This is a genomic window from Psychroflexus longus (assembly GCF_020164595.1).
Classification (GTDB): Bacteria; Bacteroidota; Bacteroidia; order Flavobacteriales; family Flavobacteriaceae; genus Psychroflexus; species Psychroflexus longus.
The window spans coordinates 88,809-107,512 of record NZ_JAIQZE010000009.1 but is presented as its reverse complement, the minus strand read 5'-3'; the positions used below and the strand labels follow the sequence as shown (position 1 = coordinate 107,512).

Sequence of the window (18,704 nt, the reverse complement as noted above, 5' to 3'; positions counted from 1 at the left end):
GACTATACTAGAGAAACACTCATTATTATTTTTCAAAATTACATGCGTTGAGGAACTGAAATTCCAAGCACTGAAAAACTCTTTTTTATGACTTCAGCAACCAATCTTGCCAATTCCACCCGGAATTCAATTTGTTGAAGTTCATCGGCTCCCAATATTGAAATGTTTTGGTAAAAAGAATTAAATTCTTTTACCAAATCGTAAACGTAATTGGCGACAAGTGCGGGACTATACTGCTCTGCACTTTGCTGAATTATCTCCGGAAACTGATTTAAAATCTTTATAAGCGCTTTTTCTTTGACATCAAACGTGTAAGTTGATAAATCTAAAGAAGTGGAATCCAGATTTGCTTTTCTCAATATAGATTGAATTCTCGCATAAGTATATTGTATAAAAGGACCTGTGTTTCCTTGAAAATCAACAGATTCTTTAGGATCGAATAAAATGCGTTTTTTTGGATCAACTTTTAATATGTAGTATTTAAGCGCACCGAGACCTATCATTCTGTATAACTCATTTTTTTCATCTTCATCATAACCCTCCAATTTACCAAGGTCTTGAGAAATATTTCTAGCGGTAGAAATCATTTCATCAACTAAATCATCTGCATCTACAACATTTCCTTCACGACTTTTCATTTTTCCGCTTGGTAAATCTACCATACCATAACTCAAATGAAATAGATGGTCCGCCCACTCAAAGCCTAACTTTTTCAAAATCAGAAACAGCACTTTGAAATGATAATCCTGTTCATTTCCTACGGTGAAGACCATCTCATCGATGTCATAATCTGCAACTCTTTGTATGGCAGTCCCAATATCCTGCGTCATGTAAACTGCAGTCCCGTCAGATCTTAATACAATTTTTTCGTCAAGACCCTCTTCCGACAAATCTATCCAAACGCTGCCATCTTCTTTTTTGAAAAACACACCACTTTCAAGTCCAGCTTTAATGTGATCTTTACCAAGAAGGTAGGTTTGACTTTCATAATAATTCTTGTCAAAATCTACACCCAGATTTTTGTAAGTAATTTCAAAACCATCATACACCCATTGGTTCATGGTTTTCCATAACTCAACTACTTTGGGGTCTCCAGCTTCCCATTTTTTCAACATCTTTTGAGCTTCTACAAAAATGGGAGCTTCTTTTTTAGCTTCTTCAAGAATTTTACCCTTTTGCACGAGATCTTCAATTTCAGCTTTATAGGCTTTATCGAACTCGACATAGTATTTACCAACCAAGTGATCACCTTTAACTCCAGATGTTTGTGGAGTTTCCCCATCACCAAATTTCTGCCAGGCGACCATGCTTTTACAGATATGGATTCCTCGGTCGTTGATAATTTGTGTTTTGTAAACTTGTTTTCCAGCTGCTTTTTGAATTTCAGCTACTGAATATCCTAGCAAGTTATTTCTTACGTGACCCAAATGTAGTGGCTTGTTAGTATTTGGAGATGAATATTCAACCATCACCTTGTCACTGTCTTTAGTGACCTCTTTGAAACCAAAGTTTTTGTCCTTTCGAATGTTATCAACCATTTCTGTAAAGAAATTTTCAGACAGAGATAAATTCAAAAATCCTTTTAAAACATTATATTTTGAAACTTCGTCAGAGGAATTTGTAAGGTATTCTCCAATTTGTTCACCTAGCTTGGCAGGATTGGTTTTAATGTATTTTAAAATTGGAAAAACTACTAATGTAAGATCTCCTTCAAATTCTTTTCTCGTCTGTTGAAATTCAAAGGATTCTATTTCAACTTGATAAGTTTCTTGTAAAAAAGTAGTGAGTTGTTTAGAAATTTTTGCTTCTAGGGTCATGCTAATAGAGTTTCAGTTGCAAAGATAATCTAAAAATTAGAGGGCATTCCAAGATGTGACTTTGGAATTCAGTATATTTCAAATAAAAAAATGCTTTTAAATGTTTCTTACAACCGCCCCAAAATAAAACAACAAATCATAGATAAAGTCGGAAAACCATTCACCTTCATGGAAAGAATAAAACTAGGAGGAATTGGATCTGGAAAATTAAATATCAATTCTTCAAGTATTCAAATTTACAATCTTCTAATTTTAGATAATAATTTGAATGTTTGTGGTGTAGAAATGAGACCAAACGGAATAATTGTAACCTTCAGATCCTTATTAGAAACTTATGCACTTGTAATTCCTTACTATAAGTTGAAATTATACAAAGGACAATCCAAGGTTTATTCAATTTATATGGACAATTATTTTATAAAGGTTGAAGCTAAAGAAAAGAGAAATCATGAATTTTTGAAAAAGATTTTAAAATACAAATCAGATAATTTCTCCAACGATTTTGAAAATTACTAATTTATGAAAATACTTCTCACAGGGGCAAATGGTTACATAGGAATGCGAGTTTTGCCATTGCTTCTGGATCTTGGACATGAGGTTGTTTGTGCAGTAAGAAGTGCAGACAGACTTTCTGTGGACAAGGACGTTAAGAGTAAAATTGAGATTATTGAAGTGGACTTGTTGGACGATGTAAAACCAAATCTTTTTCCTAAAGATATTGATGCAGCTTATTATTTGGTGCATTCAATGACGAGTTCAAATTCTAACTTTTCTCAAAAGGAGCAAACCACTGCAGAGAATTTTAATGCTTACATGAAAGAAACCGACGTAAAGCAGGTTATTTTTTTAAGCGGCATCGTGAATGAGGACAATCTCTCTGAACATTTGGAATCTAGAAAAAATGTAGAAAGTATTTTATACAAAGGCAATTACAACCTCACTGTGGTAAGAGCTGGGATCATAGTTGGTTCTGGTAGTGCTTCTTTCGAAATCATAAGAGATTTGTGCGAAAAACTCCCTTTGATGATTACGCCAAAATGGGTGAACACCAAATGTCAACCCATTGGAATCCGTGATGTATTAAAATTTCTGACTGGCGTATTAGGTAAGGAAGAAACTTACAACGACTCTTTTGATATTGGTGGTCCAAATGTGCTTTCCTATAAAGATATGATGAAGGGTTACGCTAAAGTAAGGGGATTGAATCTTACAATTATTAATGTTCCAATAATGACTCCTAAGTTATCTTCCTACTGGTTATATTTCGTAACCTCAACTTCTTATAAACTTGCAGCAAATCTGGTTGATAGCATGCGAATCAACGTTATTGCAAAAGACCATAGATTACAGGATATTTTAGGAATCCAGCCTCACACTTACGAAGAAGCTATTCAAATGGCTTTTGTGAAAATTGAACAAAATCAAGTTATTTCAAGCTGGAAAGATTCTAAAGTGAGCAGCCGCTATTCACAAAAAGATTTGAATAAATACATCAAAGTTCCCAAGTACGGTTGCTTGCACGATAACCAATCTATGAAAGCAGACGATCCCCAAAAAGCACTGGATAAAATATGGGCTATAGGTGGAAAAAACGGTTGGTATTACGCAAATACACTGTGGAAAATAAGAGGATATATAGATAAGCTTTCTGGAGGTGTTGGGTTGAGAAGGGGAAGAACCAATAAAGATAAAATATATCCTGGGGATTCCCTTGATTTTTGGAGAGTTCTTATGGCTGATAAAGAAGAACGCAGACTATTATTGTTTGCAGAAATGAGAGTTCCAGGAGAGGCCTGGTTGGAATTCTATATAGATGAAGACGGAGTAGTTCACCAAGATGCTACATTCAGACCAAGAGGACTCAAGGGAAGATTATACTGGTATTCTATGCTGCCTTTCCATTATTTTATTTTCAATGGAATGTTGACTCAAATTTGTAAAGCATCTTAAGTTAGTTTTCAATTTCAATTGTTTCATTAGTAGTATCAATTTGAAATATCCCGAAACCTTGTGAATTCAGTCGAATTGTACGTTCAGAATCGACGTTTTCCAAAGTTATGTTATTAAAAACAACAGTAATGTTGAATCGCCTAGACAAGATGTTGTTTCTAAAGAAATCGACGGTAAGGGACTCAGTTGAAGTCGGGTCTAAGTAATTTGGTATTCCATTTCCATTACTGTCATCATCTCTAGGATTCAAATCTGTCTGATTTGGAGGATTACGCTGATCTAATGCATTAAGGTCCTCATAGCGAGTAATAACACCATCACCATCATCATCTGGATCCAAGTAATTTGGCACACCATCGTCATCTGAATCAAGGGCAATATCTGGTGCATTTTCGCCACCGATTTCCGTAATAGTTGGAATATTGTCATTATCGTCATCTCTATCCAAGAAATTTGGAATGCCATCTTCATCGGTATCATAGTTGAAAATGTCATTATTAGGTCCACTTTCATCAACATCAGGAATGCCATCATCATCGGTGTCGACATCTGGGCCAGAGACTTTAATGATTTCAAACTCAACGCTTCCACCACTTGTGCTCACAAACTCCTCAAGAACATTGGGATTGCTTGGTGGAATTTCTTGGCAGAAGTAGTCATCGCTATTTACAGTAGCGTCCAATCGTCTGTAATTAATGCGGTTGGAATTATTTATCGGAACTGAAAATGTACCTGGACGGATTACGCCTTCAATATTTTCCAAAATATTTTGTTCAAATGTCAAAGAGATCGCTTCATTAGATTCAGTTACAATATGAAGCACTTTACGATTGCCTTGAAATTCACAAAGATTTAAATCAGAATCCACATCAAAATTAAAGTCGCTTACTATGATATCACCATCATCACAACCCATCAAAAAAACATTGCACGCGAACAGTAAAAAGATTCTTTTCATAATATTAAATTCATCTTCAAATATAAAACAGTTAAGGGATTCCAATTAAATTTGATTTATTTTTGTGAAAGAAATTTTTTATGCAAACAGTTTATCTAGATAATGCGGCAACAACTCAAATCGATAAGGAGGTAATTTTATCTATGCATGAGAGTATGGTTTCCAATTTTGGGAATCCTTCTTCAACTCACGCATTTGGGCGCAAAGCTAAAGCTGTTGTAGAAACTGCCAGAAAATCGATAGCCTCTTTATTAAACATTCAGTCCTCAAACATCGTATTTACTTCTGGTGGTACCGAAGCAGATAATATGGCTATATCCTGTGCTGTAAGAGATCTTGGGGTCAAGCGAATTATTTCTTCGAGGATTGAACATCATGCAGTTTTGAATTGTGTTGAATTTTTAAATTCTGAAAATAAAATTGATTTGCAGTTTGTAAACTTGGATGAAGATGGTTCTGTAGATTTAAATCATTTAGAAAGCCTTTTGGCTGAAGATTCTTCCAAAACCCTTGTCTCTTTAATGCATATCAATAATGAAATTGGAAATATGCTTGACCTAAAGGAAGTTGGAGAACTATGTCATAAGCATGGCGCTTTATTTCACAGTGATACTGTACAGTCGGTTGGTCATTATGAGATGAACCTGGCAGATTTACCCGTAGATTTTATTGCTGTAAGTGCACATAAGTTTCATGGCCCCAAAGGGGTTGGGTTCCTATATGCAAAAAGCAGAAATTTTCTAAAGCCTTTAATCCATGGAGGATCTCAAGAACGTGAACTGCGAGCAGGAACTGAAAGTGTGCATAATATTATTGGCTTGCAAAAGGCGATGGAACTGGCTTATCATAATTTGACAGAAGATTCAGATTACATTAAAGGTTTAAAAAATTATTTTATTGATTCTCTCAAAAATGAAATACCTGGCGTAAGATTCAATGGGCTTTCTGGAGACTTAGATAGAAGCACATATACAATAGTCAATGTTAGCATTCCTCTATCGAATTCAGAATCTGATATGATGCTATTTCAATTGGATCTTAAAGGTATTGCATGTTCCAAAGGAAGTGCCTGCCAAAGCGGTGCTCAGCTAGGGTCTTTTGTCTTAAATGAGGTTTATGGCGAAAAGCTAGATTACCCAGGAATCCGATTTTCGTTTTCAAAATTTACCACCAAAGAAGAATTGGACTATGTTATCTCTACTTTGAAAAGTTTAGCGGTTTCAAAAGCGAGCTGAAAACTTTAGATTGAAGACTCTTGGGCTCAGAAAGTTTGGGATAGCAAATTGATTTCTTGAGGATGCGTCTCTCACAAATGTATTTGTTATTGAATTCAATCGGTCAAACATATTGAAGACTTCAAACCCTATATCCACATTTTCGAAGATATTCAACCAATGATCTTTCCTTAAATTATCGTTTGGTTCTTTTAACGCATAGAAAAAGCCAACATCAAGTCTTTGATAATCTGGCAATCTGCTTTGGAAATCGTAGGGATCCTCAAATTGAGGAGAACCTCCAGGTAAACCTGTGTTGTATACAAGATTAAGATATAATTTCAATTTAGGAATATTAGGGACATAATCCTGGAATAGGGCAGCAAATTTTAATCTTTGGTCTGTAGGTCTTGAAATATATTCGCGATCACCTTGGCGTTCTTCAGTCTTCAAATAACTAAAACTAAACCAGCTTTCAGTTCCAGGGACAAACTCGCCATTTAGTCTCATATCGAGTCCATAAGCATAAGCTTCTGCATCATTTCTCGCTCTATACCTTATCCTCACATTTTCTATGGTGTAGGGATTGACATCATTCATTTTTTTATAATATCCTTCAGTCACAAGCTTGAACGGTCTATTCCATAATTTGAAACTGTAATCGTTAGCAGCTACAATGTGAATGGATTCCTGAGCTTTAACCGTTGGGATAACCGTACCGGTAGAATCTCTAAGCTCTCTGTAGAAGGGTGGTTGATGATAAAAGCCTGCGGAAAGTCTAAATAACATGTCTTTTTCCCAGTTGGGTTTTATAGAAATTTGAGCTCGTGGACTTAAGACCTGTTGTGTGTTAGATTCAATTTCTTCTCCGGAAATACGCCATGCCTGTGTTCTTAATCCTGCGTTCATCCATAGTTTAGAATCACCAAGACTTGTTCTATAACTCCATTGTAGAAAAGCAGTGAGTCTATCGATTTTAGTGGAGTTTAAAGCCCTGATACTTTGAAAAGCTTCTATCGGTGAATTGAAGGGATTGTAAGGTTGGTCGTTTGCAAAATCGGGTAGAGGAGGTCGGATGCTGAAGCCAGCAGAATCAATTACTTCATATTCCTGCAGACGATCTCTTATATCTTCATGAGAATACCTTGCCCCATATTCTATAAGATGTTCATCAATTCTATGACTTGCCAGGTGTTGAGCATTGAAAATTAAAGCGTCAAGATTATTTCTTGCATGCGTAAACTGTGAGCCTGCACCTTCAGTAAATTCGACTTCACCAAGATTTTCATCGCCAAAATCAGTGCTAACACTTCCTAATCTATAATTGGCAAGAATATCAAAATATTCCTGCTCTTTGGTATGGTAAGCAGAAGCTATAAATTTTCCAGTATAATTTTCATTGGGTTTGTAGGTTGCCTTTAAAGCACCAAAGTAAGTTTCATATTTGTCTTCTTCTTCACCTTCATAAAACACTAAAAGAGCCTGAGGATCATCGATGGTTCCAAAATTAGTCTGCCTGGTAAAAGGCTCATATTTATAAGTATTAATAGCAATGTTTCCTAGAAAACTCAGTTCAAATTTTGGGCTGAATTGATAGGTTAAAAAGGTTTGAACATCAGCAAATCTGGGTTTAAAGTTGGCTTCAGTTTCTTTAGAGTTAACAAATAAAGAATTGTCACGATAACGCATACCTACAATTGCAGAAAGTTTTTTGTTTTTTGAAATTCCCTCTACAGAAGCACTTCCACCTAGAAAACTCGCTTCAAAACTTCCTCCAAAACTCACAGGTCTTCTGTATTCGATATCCAAAACTGAAGACATTTTATCACCATACCTAGCTTTAAACCCACCCGCAGAAAACTCCACATTTCTCACTAAATCAGTATTAACAAAGCTAAGGCCTTCTTGTTGTCCACTTCGGATTAAGAATGGTCTATAGATTTCAATATCATTAACATACACCAGATTTTCATCAAAATTTCCGCCTCTTACAGAATATTGAGTGCTCAACTCATTGTTTGAATTGACTCCAGGTAGGGTTTTAAGAAGGTTTTCAACTCCAGCATTTGCTCCCGGAATTTTCCTAACGGTTTCAGGAGTAAGTGTTGTTACTCCTTCAATTCTGGCTCGTCCTTCATTCTGTAAAATAACTTCTCCTATTTGTTCAATATTGGTTTTTAAAACAAAATTAATTTCCTCCACCTGTTCTGGTTTCAGTTTAATTTTAAGAGTAATGGGTTGAAAACCCACGTATGAGATTTTTAATTCAACGGTTTGATTTGAAGGAATTTCTAATTTATAAAACCCATTGCTGTTGGACACTGTCCCAGAAGAAGATGTGCTAACATTTGCAGATGCAACTGTGTTTTTTTCTTCGTCAAATATTATTCCTTGAACCAGTGCTGTCTGAGATTGAGCAGCAGCCAAACTAAAAAAGATTAAAAGTAAGGAGAAGTATTTCAAGCTTATGGGATTAGTTTTTTCTGGAGAATCCTGCTTCAAATATAGCAGTATTTCCAACTTTATCTGTGACAATCACCTTTAAATTATTTCTGGTTTCTGTCACAACACCATCGTTGAAATCGTGAGTAAGGGTTTTGGTTTTATAGTCATATTCCATCAATACGAATTCTCCATTAACTGTAGCTCTATAACTTTCAATTCCTGTTTCCGCATCATCAATTTCCATTTCAAGGTATCTGTAGTTTGACAACCATTGACCATCTTTAAAGTTTTTCGGTTTGATAGTCGGAGGTGTGTTATCTTCAAATAGCTTGTATGTTCCAAACTGGTTTGTTTTTGTAGTTAGTCGGTCTTTTTTCTTGTAAGTGCTTACGTAGTACTTACTGCCCCAGGGTGCAACTTTAGCAATATATAATTTTGCCTGATCTTCTTTTGAATATTGACTAACGTCAAATCCAATAGTGATTGATTTATGAAGAGGTGTGGTTTCTTTATGTAAATCAACACTTAGACCTTCAATAGTTATATCCAAAAATGTATCATCATATAGCGCATTTTTAGGAATATAAATGTCAATCTTTCCTTCTTCAAAAACAGTTGCTGCGTTTGCTTTTGCAAAATATTCAGTTTCATTTATTTCTTTAATGGGTAGATCCTCTCTGAAATCTGTCTCTAGCGGAATTATAATGCTTTGAGAATTTCCCTTGAAGTCTGAAACTATGATTTCAAAATTTTGATCCAGATTGTCTTTTTGAATAGTAATAGTTCCACTTTCAAAAACATCTTTAAACACACTTAACGGATTATTTTCTTCAACAAAAAGCTTGTGAATTTTTCTCTTTTCTGTGGTGTAGTATTCGAAATCAATCAAACGATTGATGTAGCGGGTTTCATAAAAGGAAAATTTGTCAAACGTATTTTCAAAAACAGGTTTACCATTGAGTAAAGTTTTAACCGAATAAACACCATTCTTATTGTAAGTTAAATCTAAAATATCATAAGCATCAATCCCAAAGCCTATTTCACCAAAGGCTTTCACAGGTTCAGTTCTGTAACTTCCATCATTACGTTGTTTTAGTTTTAGCTGAACACGTTCAGTGTGGCCATTGATGTGTGAATTTGCATTTAAAGGATAGGCGTGCAAAGCAAATATTTGCGGTTTTCTAGTATCTTTTATTTCTTCAAATCCAAATATAAAAGGATTCATGGGTTTCGAATTATAATCTCTAATCTCAAAATGCAAATGAGGACCTCCGCTAGAACCAGAATTACCACTATACCCGATTATATCTCCTTGAGAAACTACCAATTCTTTATCTGATGGAAATAGTTCTATTTCATAAGATTCTTTTTTGTACTGGGCTTTTTTGACCAGAGCTTCTATTTCTTTTGAAAAATTTTCTAAATGTGCGTAAACACTTTGATAGCCATTGGGATGATAAATGTAAAGGGCTTTTCCGTAACCTCCATGCTGAATTTTGATTCTTCCAATATAACCTTCTGCAGATGCAGTTACAGCAAGGCCAGTCACTCCTTTAGTTTTGATGTCCAACCCAGCGTGAAAGTGATTCGATCTTAACTCACCAAAGGTTCCAGACAGCAGTAAGGGAATGTCTAGTGGAGATTCAAAATAATTTTTCGGGATTTCATCCTGAGCAAAGGTTATGCTAATGCATAATAGGAAAATTGAAATCAGAAATTTTTTAAACATCGGGAGGTATTTATTTAAATTTAAAATTATTTGTTTAATCGTTGGCGTTTGGCTTCAAAAATCAGAATTGAGGCAGAAACTGACACATTGAGAGAATCAACCTTTCCTTCCATTGGAATTTTTACAATTTTGTAGGCTTGTGATCTCCAACTCTCAGATAAACCTTCATGTTCTGTGCCAACAACTATTGCAGTGGCTTCTGTAAAATCTTCTTGCAGATACGAACTTGAGTTTTGGAGTGCTGCTGCAAAAATATTTATGTTATTTATTTTAAGGTACTCAATTATTTCCGAAGTTGACCCTACAGCAATTTTGTTTGTAAAAACTGTCCCAACGCTTGATCGGATGATGTTAGGGTTGTAAAGGTCTGTTTTGGGATTTGCAATAATTACAGCATCCAGATTTGCAGCATCACAAGTTCTAAGTAATGCCCCAATATTTCCGGGTTTTTCAGGTGCTTCAGCAACCAAAATAAGAGGGGTTTTAGTTATAAAACGTAAATGATCCAAACTTAAACTCTTGGCTCTAGCGATAGCTACAATGCCGCCTGTTGAGGAGCGATAAGCGATTTTTTCAAAAACGTCTTTAGATATTTCAATCACCTCACAGTCTAAGTCAGTTAATTCAATAGTAGTTTCAAAAACATCATTACATACAAGGACTTGCTTTAGTTTATAGTGAGCTTGTATGGCATAAGTTAGTTCTTGAACGCCTTCAATAACAAATTCATTTTCACTATTTCTTAGTTTTGACTTCTTCTGAAGTAAAAGCAAATGTTTGATCAGTGAATTGCTAAGACTTGTGATTTTTTTTCTCATCATATAGAACTAAAAAAGCTTCTGAAATTTGACTTTCAGAAGCTTCAAATGTAATTAAAACTCAACTATTATAAGTGAATTACTTCGTCGTAAGCATCTGCAGTTGCTTCCATCACAGCCTCACTCATAGTAGGATGTGGATGTATAGCTTTTAGGACTTCATGACCTGTAGTTTCAAGCTTTCTACCCAAAACAGCTTCAGCAATCATATCGGTTACTCCAGCGCCAATCATGTGACAACCTAACCATTCACCATATTTAGCGTCAAAAATAACTTTCACGAAACCATCTTTAGCTCCAGAAGCACTCGCTTTACCAGATGCTGAAAATGGAAACTTACCAACTTTGATCTCGTATCCAGCTTCTTTAGCTTGTTTTTCTGTCATTCCAACACTTGCAATTTCAGGATTAGAATAGGTACATCCAGGAACGTTTCCATAATCCAGAGGTTCTACTTTTTCACCTTTAATCTTTTCAACACAAAGAATACCTTCGGCAGAAGCTACGTGAGCTAGAGCTGGACCAGCAGTGACGTCACCAATAGCATAGTAGCCTGGAACATTCGTTTGGTAAAAGTCATTGACCGTGATTTTGTCTTTATCTGTTTTGATGCCAACTTCTTCAAGTCCAATGTTTTCGATGTGAGTTTTGATACCCACAGCAGAAAGAACTATATCCGCTTCGATAACTTCTTCTCCCTTTTTAGTTTTTACTGTAGCTTTTGCCTTCTTTCCAGAGACATCAACACTTTCTACTGAAGAATTGGTCATTACTTTAATGCCTTTCTTCTTGTATATTCTTTCAAACTGCTTTGAAACTTCTTCATCTTCAAGAGGAACGATATTAGGTAAAAATTCTACCAAAGTCACTTTAGTCCCCATGTCGTTATAAAAACTTGCAAATTCACAACCAATAGCTCCGGATCCTACGATGATCATGGATTCTGGTTGCTTATCAAGGGTCATTGCTTTTCTGTATTCGATCACTTTTTTACCATCTATTGGTAAATTAGGAAGCTCTCTGGCATGTGCACCAGTTGCGATAATCACGTGATCTGCTTCGTATTCTGTTAATTTACCCTTATCATCTTTTACAGAAACTTTCTTTCCTTTTTTAAGAGTTCCATGTCCCATGATAACGTCAATTTTATTTTTTTTCATCAGGAACTGAACACCTTTACTCATGCCTTCAGCAATACTTCTACTACGTTTGACGACTTTCGTAAAGTCTTTATCTGGGTTTTCAACACTTAGACCGTAATCTTCAGCGTGATTTAAATATTCAAAAACTTGTGCGCTTTTTAATAATGCTTTTGTAGGAATACATCCCCAGTTAAGACAAATACCGCCTAAGCTTTCTTTTTCAATTACCGCTGTCTTAAAGCCGAGTTGTGAAGCTCGAATAGCTGCAACATAACCGCCTGGACCACTACCTAAAACTATAATATCGTATTTACTCATAACATTTTGTTTGCTAATATTTTTAAAACCGCTAAATTAAGAATAATCCACATATTTAGCACTGAAAACAACAGTGTTATTTATAAGATCAAGGCCAATACAATACCCAAAACTATAATACCAAATTTATAGATATTAAATTTGTGGTCTTTGGAAGATTCAAATAAAATGGTGGTAGATACATGAAGAAAAATACCAATAACGATAGCGTTTAAATACAAACCAATATCGTCAAGTAAAGCTGTGTTAGCCTGAACAAAACTCCCCAGAGGAGTCATGATGCCAAAAAACAAAAGGAAGATTATAATTTTAAACTTTGATAAGTTGGTGTTGAATAAAAATGAAGCGATGATGATGGCAATAGGTACTTTATGAATAATTACTGCATAAAGTAAATGGTCGTTTTCATGTATCGGAATTCCTTCCAAAAAAGCGTGGATACACAAGCTGATAAAAAGAACAAATGGAAAGCTCGTTTTTTCTTTAGATATGTGTAAATGACCGTGTTCTGCGCCACCTGATAAATATTCCAGCATAATTTGAAGCAGTATGCCTCCTAAAATATAAACACCAATAGAATCCACTCCTGAATTGTAAATGTCTGGAAGAAATTCTAAAACTGTAACCGATAATAAAAACGATCCACTAAAGGCAAGAAGTAGATTGATCGTAATTGATTTTTGATACACGAAATATGAGATTCCAAATCCTATAAGTACAGCGAGAATAGGTAAAAGTAGGTTCATATTTAAGGTATAATTCTTTTTGGTTATTTTAAAATTTCGATTCAAAAATTTAAGGGTGCAAAATTAGTGTATTTTTGCACTCCAAAATATCTTCTTCATGGAAAATAATTTCAAAATGATTGCCAAGTGTCTTTATGAATTTGAGGATGACCTTGCAAAAGAATTGAGACAACTCGGAGCTATGGACATTCAGAAAGGAGTAAGACATGTCTCTTTTGTTGGAGATCTTGGTTTCATGTACAAAGCCAACTTAAGTTTGAGAACAGCAATAAGCATTTTGAAACCTATTTTTAGTTTCAAAATTTATAACGAAGAAGATTTTTATAAAAAGATAAATGCCTTTGCCTGGGAGAATTTAATCGATAAGAATGGAACTTTTGCCGTAGAATCTACTGTGAATTCTGAAATCTTCACACATTCCAGGTATGTAGTTTTTAGAACGAAAGATGCTATTGTTGATAGATTCCGGGATAAATTTGAATCCAGACCAAATATTGATACTGATAGACCAGACCTCCAGGTTAGTGTTCACATCGACAGGGAAAATTGTGAAATCAGTTTGAATTCCTCTGGAGATCCTCTATTTAAAAGAGGTTATAAGACTGCAACCAATATTGCTCCTATTAATGAAGTTTTAGCTGCGGGTTTACTTTTGAAGTCCGGCTGGTCTGGTCAATGCGACTTCCTCGATCCTATGTGTGGAAGTGGAACACTTCTTATTGAAGCAGCTATGATAGCATGTAATATCCCGCCAAACATCAATCGTGAGCATTTTGCTTTTCAGACCTGGGAAGATTTTGATGAAAACTTGTTTGAAATCATCAAAGACTCTTCCTTAAAAAAAGTAAGATCTTTCGATTTTGAAATTAAAGGTTATGATAAAGCTCCATCGGCAGTAGAAAAATCAATTCAAAATATTGATAATGCTAATCTTTCAGAATTTATTGATGTAAAGCGCCAAGATTTTTTCGAAACTTCTAAAACATCAGAACGTCATTTGCACATGGTTTTCAATCCTCCATACGGGGTGAGATTGGACGTCGATATCCCTAAATTTTATTCTAAAATTGGAGATACATTGAAGCAAAATTATCCAGGAAGCTCAGCCTGGTTTATTGTTGCTGACCTTGAAGCTATAAAACATGTTGGCTTAAGACCTTCTCGTAAGATTAAATTATTCAACGCCAAATTAGAATCCAGATTATTGAATTATCAAATTTATGAGGGTTCCAAAAAAGCAGCAAAGCAATAATTAATTTTTCGCAGCTTGAGTTTTCATTTTGGTGTAAATAGGAATCAAATAACTTATGGAGTAACCCCATCCAGCGCCTATACTTGAGTTATCAAAGGTTCTTCGGAATCCTGGAACGTAAAGATTATCATAATTTGGAATTTCGGTAGTTGTTATCATATTTTTGAGTTGCACGTGAGCCCCCAGATAAAAATTATCGAAAATATTCACCCTTAGTCCAGCCTGAAATTCTACCCAACTGGCTGTAAGGTTTCCAAAACTCCTACCATCATCCCTTATGTCTGGAGGAAAATAATCGTCCGTTGTGTAGATTCTGTAGTTTTTCAAATTTTGAGAGTAAGCTGCAAAACCGTATCGAAATCCAACGTAAATTAGGTTTTGCATCCCAATCCAGTTATCGTACACATTATAATTGACCCCAATTTTTATGTAACTCCCATCAGATTCATTAAGAATGTTTTGATTGTTAAATGTGGCTTGCTCGTTACCCAATTCACCGGCTATATATAAGTTTTCTGAAAACCTATAGTCAGCGCCAATTTCGAGTCCTTGATAATCCTCGTCCCAAAAACTCTGACCAATTCTACTTAAGTCTAGGCTTAACGTAAGTCCGTATTTATCTTTATAAAAAATAGAATCGCTGACTTGCTCATACTGCACTTCACTCTTCTCTTGCGCTATAACATAACTAGAAAAGAGTAAGAATAATGAACTAGTAAAAGATAAAAAGGTGAGTTTCAGATTCATTTTCTATTGTATTTTCTATGACTTGGATATCTTTTATCCAGCCTTCTGAACTTGTTTCTTGATCTTCAAGGCTTGCTCTAAAATCAAAAAAGTTCACTTTAAATCCGCAAGCTCTGCTCACATAAAGTTCCTCTGTGGCGTAAGAAAAAATGAGCGTATCTCTAAGTCCTCCTGATTCTGCCAATGCATTCAAATTAAAAACATAGCTAGTCTCAATAGTATCAGTTTTTAAAGGAATGGAAATAGTTGAGGTTGAATTGAAAAGTAAAGCTGTATCTTTTTCAAAAGTTCTAACTGCTAAATCTCTTATGTTTTTTGAACTCTCTGTGTTATCGACATCAAAAAACTCTATCACCAGTTTTGGTGTGGTAGGTGTAGCTGCAGGACAAATATCATCCCTTTCACAGGAAAACAAAAGAAGTAACACCGCTGTTAGAAATAAAAATTTAAGAATTATGTTTTTCATTCTCTTAAACTTAAACAAACCACATTCTCGACGTGATGTGTCTGTGGAAACATATCTACCGCCTGGCTTTTTTCAACTTTATAGAATGCATCCATGAGTTGTAAATCTCTTGCTTGAGTCGCTGAGTTACAGCTCACATAAATAATACGCTTTGGTTTGACACTAAGGATTTGTTCAACAACTTCTTTGTGCATTCCCTCTCTTGGAGGATCTGTAATAATGACATCTGGTTGGCCGTGTTCTGAAATAAAATCGGATTTAAAAATTTTTTTCATATCACCAGCAAAGAAAGACGTATTTTCAATACCATTCAATTTTGCATTGGCTTTTGCGTCTTCGATGGCCTCTGGTACGGCTTCAATACCAACCACATGTTTCGCCTTTTTAGCTACAAATTGAGCAATAGTTCCTGTACCTGTGTATAAATCGTAGACAAGCTCGTCACCACTTAAGTCAGCAAAATCTCTTGTTATTTTATAAAGCTCATAGGCTTGTTGAGAATTGGTCTGGTAAAAGGATTTGGCGTTGATCTTAAACTTTAAGCCTTCCATTTCTTCATAAATGAAGTCCTGTCCAAAATACTTGATCACTTCCTGATCATAAATAGTATCATTACCCTTTTCATTGATGACATATTGTAATGAAGTAACACCAGGAAACCCTTCAATGATATAATCGAGGAGAAGTTCACGCTTAGCTTTATGATCTTGATAAAACTGAATTAAAATCATGTATTCACCTGTGGAGCTGGTTCTTATCATTAACGTTCTAAGCAGCCCGATTTGATCTCTGGGGTTGAAGAATTCGATATTATTCTCTGTAGCAAAATCTCTTATTTTATTTCTGATGTCGTTACTGGGATCTTCCTGCAAATGACATTTTTCAATATTTAAAATTTTATCCCACATTCCAGGAATATGAAATCCAAGTGCGTTTTTATTTTGGATATTTTCACCGCTTGCAATTTCTGATTCTGTGAGCCATCTGCTATTACTGAAGGAAAATTCCATCTTATTTCTATAGAAATAGGTTTTCTCACTTCCGAGTATCGGCTTAGTTTCAGCGATTTCAACTTTACCAATACGTTTCAGGTTTTCTAAAACTTCCTTCTCCTTGTAAAAAAGCTGATGCTCGTAAGCCATGTTTTGCCACTTACAGCCACCACAAACTCCAAAGTGTTGGCAGACGGGTTCTGTTCGTTTTGGAGAAAGTTCAACAAAGCGAAGAGGTTTTGCCTGGTAGTAAGATTTACGTTTTTTATAAGTCGTAACATCAACTACATCTCCAGGAACTACCTGATCTATAATCAAAACCCTGCCATCAGTAGCTTTTCCAATTCCTTTTCCCTTGCCGCCTGCATCGAGGACTTTTATATTTTCAAAGGTTTTTCTTGTGTTTTTCCGTCTTGCCATGCGACAAAAATAAAGTAATGTTTTAAATACAGCTTTGTTGTGTTAGATTTCTTTCGATCTTAAAGTGATCCTAGAAAAAATACACCAGAATAACCCATAAGCTGACCAGAATAGGTCCTAGAAGTCCAATGATAATACCACCGTACCTGAAGTCTGCCTGATCAATTTTGCCTGTGCTGTAGGCGATTGCATTTGGTGGTGTAGAAACAGGTAATAGTAAAGCACATGAAGCACTCAATGCGATGACCAGAGGAATTATTTTTGGTGATTCTTCTGGTAGAAGTAGTGTAAATGAAATCGCAAGCGGTACCATAATCGTTGTGGTTGCTGTATTACTCATGATATTGGAAAAAATCACACTAAGTATAGCAAACATTAAGGCTAGCAGATAAAAATTAAAGTCTTGAACATCGATGAAACTGATAAAATAGTCAGTTAAACCTTGTTGTTGTACTGCTAGTCCAAGTGCGAGTCCACCAGCAACAAGCATTAAAGTATCCCACGGGAGTTTTCGCATATCGTCTGCATCTAAAATTCCGAACATCGTAAATCCAACTATTGGTATCCCAGATACAGCTGAAACAGGAATACCAGTCCACTGAGAGGTCAACCAAAACAATAAACTAGTAAGGATGATAATTAAAGTTACACGAATTTGAGTTTTGGAAATATTTTCATCGATATCCTGTTTGGTTTTTTGTAAAAAGCTCAAATCCAATGCTGTGCTCTTGATCTGATATTTTTTGAGCAGAGCACCCCAGAATATAAATATGAGAATGATTGCTACGGGAATTCCAATGAGCATCCATTCTAAAAAACTAATGCGAATACCAATTCCTTCCAAAGCACCAACAGCAATGGCGTTTGGTGCAGAACCAATAATGGTCCCCATCCCACCAATAGCTGCAGCAGTAGGAATTCCTATCAGAAGCGCTTTGGTAAGCGGTGCTTTTTTACCCAAGCTATTAGTGATGGGTGCTATACTGGCAATCATCATGGCTGTTGTTGCCGTGTTACTCATAAGCATGGATAAGAAAGCGGTAATCAACATCAGGCCTAGTAATATATACTTCGATTTTTCGCCAAGTTCCCCAACAATAATTTTAAGTAGAGTTTGGTCCAGCGCTGTTTTTTTCATGGCTTCCGCTATAAAAAAACCTCCCAGGAAAAGCCATATCACAGAATCCGACCAGGTTTGTAAATATTGTGTTACATTTTCGGTTTCCAAATTACTCATGGCAAACACTAGATAACCAATAATGAGAATCCCAACCGCAAATGGCGGAATAGCCTCAGTTACCCATAATCCAATTGCGAAAAGTAAAATAAATAATACTGAGGTTTGACCTTCAGTAAAACCCGGGCCTTTGATTAAATAAGTTAATCCTAAGGCTATGAGAAAACTTAATATAAATTGAAGGGAACGGCTTTGCCATCTGAATTTTTCAGATATTTTCTGATTTATTTTACCAATGATCTTTTTTGAGTAACGCCTAGAATCCTGGTACATAATTTATATTTGAATTGCTAATTTAAAGGATTGACAGTATTTAAAATATGATATATGTTATCTTTTGCTTACTATTTAAATCAAAAATAAATAAGCTTTAATCTTTAGTTTTGGATTTTCTTTACGAAAAATTGAAAATGAGATTGTTAAATTTGCATATTATTTAGAAATTAGAAAAAA

15 protein-coding genes are annotated in these 18,704 nt (G+C 35.3%); 4 read left to right on the top strand and 11 right to left on the bottom strand.

Translation table 11 applies throughout. The features are described 5' to 3' along the window. Positions 1-38 precede the first annotated feature (38 nt). Entirely contained in the window at positions 39-1,817 is a 1,779-nt protein-coding gene (gene argS, locus LB452_RS09375) for an arginine--tRNA ligase (RefSeq protein ID WP_224461479.1), read from the bottom strand. Positions 1,818-1,907: 90 nt separating this feature from the next. On the opposite strand from argS, the gene LB452_RS09370 reads away from it, so the two are divergent. Together LB452_RS09370 and LB452_RS09365 are read left to right on the top strand one after the other, a co-directional pair. Continuing rightward, positions 1,908-2,333, top strand: coding sequence for a hypothetical protein (locus LB452_RS09370; protein WP_224461478.1), 426 nt, complete (start codon positions 1,908-1,910; stop codon positions 2,331-2,333). Between the two features lie 3 nt (positions 2,334-2,336). Further along, a complete protein-coding gene (locus LB452_RS09365) occupies positions 2,337-3,767 on the top strand; it encodes an SDR family oxidoreductase (protein WP_224461477.1) in 1,431 nt (476 codons plus the stop codon). Position 3,768: 1 nt separating this feature from the next. Here the strand turns inward: LB452_RS09365 and LB452_RS09360 are convergent, their stop codons facing one another. Then, a complete protein-coding gene (locus LB452_RS09360) occupies positions 3,769-4,725 on the bottom strand; it encodes a hypothetical protein (RefSeq protein ID WP_224461476.1) in 957 nt (318 codons plus the stop codon). An 80-nt stretch (positions 4,726-4,805) separates the two neighbouring features. Between LB452_RS09360 and LB452_RS09355 the strand changes: the two genes are divergently transcribed. Then, positions 4,806-5,960 (top strand): cysteine desulfurase family protein, encoded by a 1,155-nt coding sequence (locus LB452_RS09355; RefSeq protein WP_224461475.1) that lies wholly within the window; start codon positions 4,806-4,808, stop codon positions 5,958-5,960. On the opposite strand, the gene LB452_RS09350 is transcribed toward LB452_RS09355, so the two are convergent. From LB452_RS09350 to LB452_RS09330, 5 genes are all read right to left on the bottom strand, one after another. Continuing rightward, entirely contained in the window at positions 5,946-8,408 is a 2,463-nt protein-coding gene (locus LB452_RS09350) for a TonB-dependent receptor (RefSeq protein ID WP_407692605.1), read from the bottom strand. The genes LB452_RS09355 and LB452_RS09350 overlap by 15 nt on opposite strands. 4 nt (positions 8,409-8,412) lie before the next feature. After that, the gene (locus tag LB452_RS09345; protein WP_224461474.1) at positions 8,413-10,113 is read right to left on the bottom strand and encodes a M23 family metallopeptidase; all 1,701 of its coding nucleotides are present in this window, start codon (positions 10,111-10,113) and stop codon (positions 8,413-8,415) included. A gap of 26 nt (positions 10,114-10,139) precedes the next feature. Beyond that, positions 10,140-10,931, bottom strand: a complete 792-nt coding sequence (locus LB452_RS09340) for a TrmH family RNA methyltransferase (RefSeq protein ID WP_224461473.1) — start codon at positions 10,929-10,931, stop codon at positions 10,140-10,142. A gap of 68 nt (positions 10,932-10,999) precedes the next feature. Beyond that, positions 11,000-12,391 (bottom strand): dihydrolipoyl dehydrogenase, encoded by a 1,392-nt coding sequence (lpdA, locus tag LB452_RS09335; RefSeq protein WP_224461472.1) that lies wholly within the window; start codon positions 12,389-12,391, stop codon positions 11,000-11,002. Between the two features lie 80 nt (positions 12,392-12,471). Continuing rightward, on the bottom strand, positions 12,472-13,137 hold the full coding sequence (locus tag LB452_RS09330) for a ZIP family metal transporter (protein WP_224461471.1): 666 nt from the start codon (positions 13,135-13,137) through the stop codon (positions 12,472-12,474). A 97-nt stretch (positions 13,138-13,234) separates the two neighbouring features. Here LB452_RS09330 and LB452_RS09325 point away from each other — a divergent pair, with 97 nt between their 5' ends. After that, the gene (locus LB452_RS09325; RefSeq protein ID WP_224461470.1) at positions 13,235-14,389 is read left to right on the top strand and encodes a THUMP domain-containing class I SAM-dependent RNA methyltransferase; all 1,155 of its coding nucleotides are present in this window, start codon (positions 13,235-13,237) and stop codon (positions 14,387-14,389) included. Here LB452_RS09325 and LB452_RS09320 read toward each other — a convergent pair whose 3' ends face one another. The 4 genes from LB452_RS09320 to LB452_RS09305 all read right to left on the bottom strand — a co-directional run bounded on the left by LB452_RS09320 (position 14,390) and on the right by LB452_RS09305 (position 18,524). Beyond that, positions 14,390-15,136, bottom strand: a complete 747-nt coding sequence (locus LB452_RS09320) for a DUF6048 family protein (protein WP_224461469.1) — start codon at positions 15,134-15,136, stop codon at positions 14,390-14,392. Next, on the bottom strand, positions 15,102-15,602 hold the full coding sequence (locus LB452_RS09315) for a DUF6452 family protein (RefSeq protein ID WP_224461468.1): 501 nt from the start codon (positions 15,600-15,602) through the stop codon (positions 15,102-15,104). Before LB452_RS09315 ends, LB452_RS09320 begins: the two co-directional genes overlap by 35 nt. Continuing rightward, positions 15,599-17,014: a 23S rRNA (uracil(1939)-C(5))-methyltransferase RlmD gene (gene rlmD / locus LB452_RS09310; protein ID WP_224461467.1), complete on the bottom strand. Its 1,416-nt coding sequence runs from the start codon at positions 17,012-17,014 to the stop codon at positions 15,599-15,601. Before rlmD ends, LB452_RS09315 begins: the two co-directional genes overlap by 4 nt. A 70-nt stretch (positions 17,015-17,084) precedes the next feature. After that, positions 17,085-18,524 carry an SLC13 family permease gene (locus tag LB452_RS09305; RefSeq protein ID WP_224461466.1) on the bottom strand — a complete coding sequence of 480 codons (1,440 nt, stop codon included), beginning with the start codon at positions 18,522-18,524 and terminating at the stop codon, positions 17,085-17,087. Positions 18,525-18,704: the final 180 nt, after the last annotated feature.

What these genes read in the sequence shown, in the direction of transcription:
- LB452_RS09370 (WP_224461478.1), top strand. Translation starts at nt 1,908, where the DNA reads ATGCTTTTAAATGTTTCTTACAACCGCCCCAAAATAAAACAACAAATC.
- LB452_RS09345 (WP_224461474.1), bottom strand. Translation starts at nt 10,113, where the DNA reads ATGTTTAAAAAATTTCTGATTTCAATTTTCCTATTATGCATTAGCATA.
- LB452_RS09330 (WP_224461471.1), bottom strand. Translation starts at nt 13,137, where the DNA reads ATGAACCTACTTTTACCTATTCTCGCTGTACTTATAGGATTTGGAATC.
- argS (WP_224461479.1), bottom strand. Translation starts at nt 1,817, where the DNA reads ATGACCCTAGAAGCAAAAATTTCTAAACAACTCACTACTTTTTTACAA.
- LB452_RS09365 (WP_224461477.1), top strand. Translation starts at nt 2,337, where the DNA reads ATGAAAATACTTCTCACAGGGGCAAATGGTTACATAGGAATGCGAGTT.
- rlmD (WP_224461467.1), bottom strand. Translation starts at nt 17,014, where the DNA reads ATGGCAAGACGGAAAAACACAAGAAAAACCTTTGAAAATATAAAAGTC.
- LB452_RS09320 (WP_224461469.1), bottom strand. Translation starts at nt 15,136, where the DNA reads ATGAATCTGAAACTCACCTTTTTATCTTTTACTAGTTCATTATTCTTA.
- LB452_RS09305 (WP_224461466.1), bottom strand. Translation starts at nt 18,524, where the DNA reads ATGTACCAGGATTCTAGGCGTTACTCAAAAAAGATCATTGGTAAAATA.
- LB452_RS09360 (WP_224461476.1), bottom strand. Translation starts at nt 4,725, where the DNA reads ATGAAAAGAATCTTTTTACTGTTCGCGTGCAATGTTTTTTTGATGGGT.
- LB452_RS09355 (WP_224461475.1), top strand. Translation starts at nt 4,806, where the DNA reads ATGCAAACAGTTTATCTAGATAATGCGGCAACAACTCAAATCGATAAG.
- LB452_RS09325 (WP_224461470.1), top strand. Translation starts at nt 13,235, where the DNA reads ATGGAAAATAATTTCAAAATGATTGCCAAGTGTCTTTATGAATTTGAG.
- lpdA (WP_224461472.1), bottom strand. Translation starts at nt 12,391, where the DNA reads ATGAGTAAATACGATATTATAGTTTTAGGTAGTGGTCCAGGCGGTTAT.
- LB452_RS09340 (WP_224461473.1), bottom strand. Translation starts at nt 10,931, where the DNA reads ATGAGAAAAAAAATCACAAGTCTTAGCAATTCACTGATCAAACATTTG.
- LB452_RS09315 (WP_224461468.1), bottom strand. Translation starts at nt 15,602, where the DNA reads ATGAAAAACATAATTCTTAAATTTTTATTTCTAACAGCGGTGTTACTT.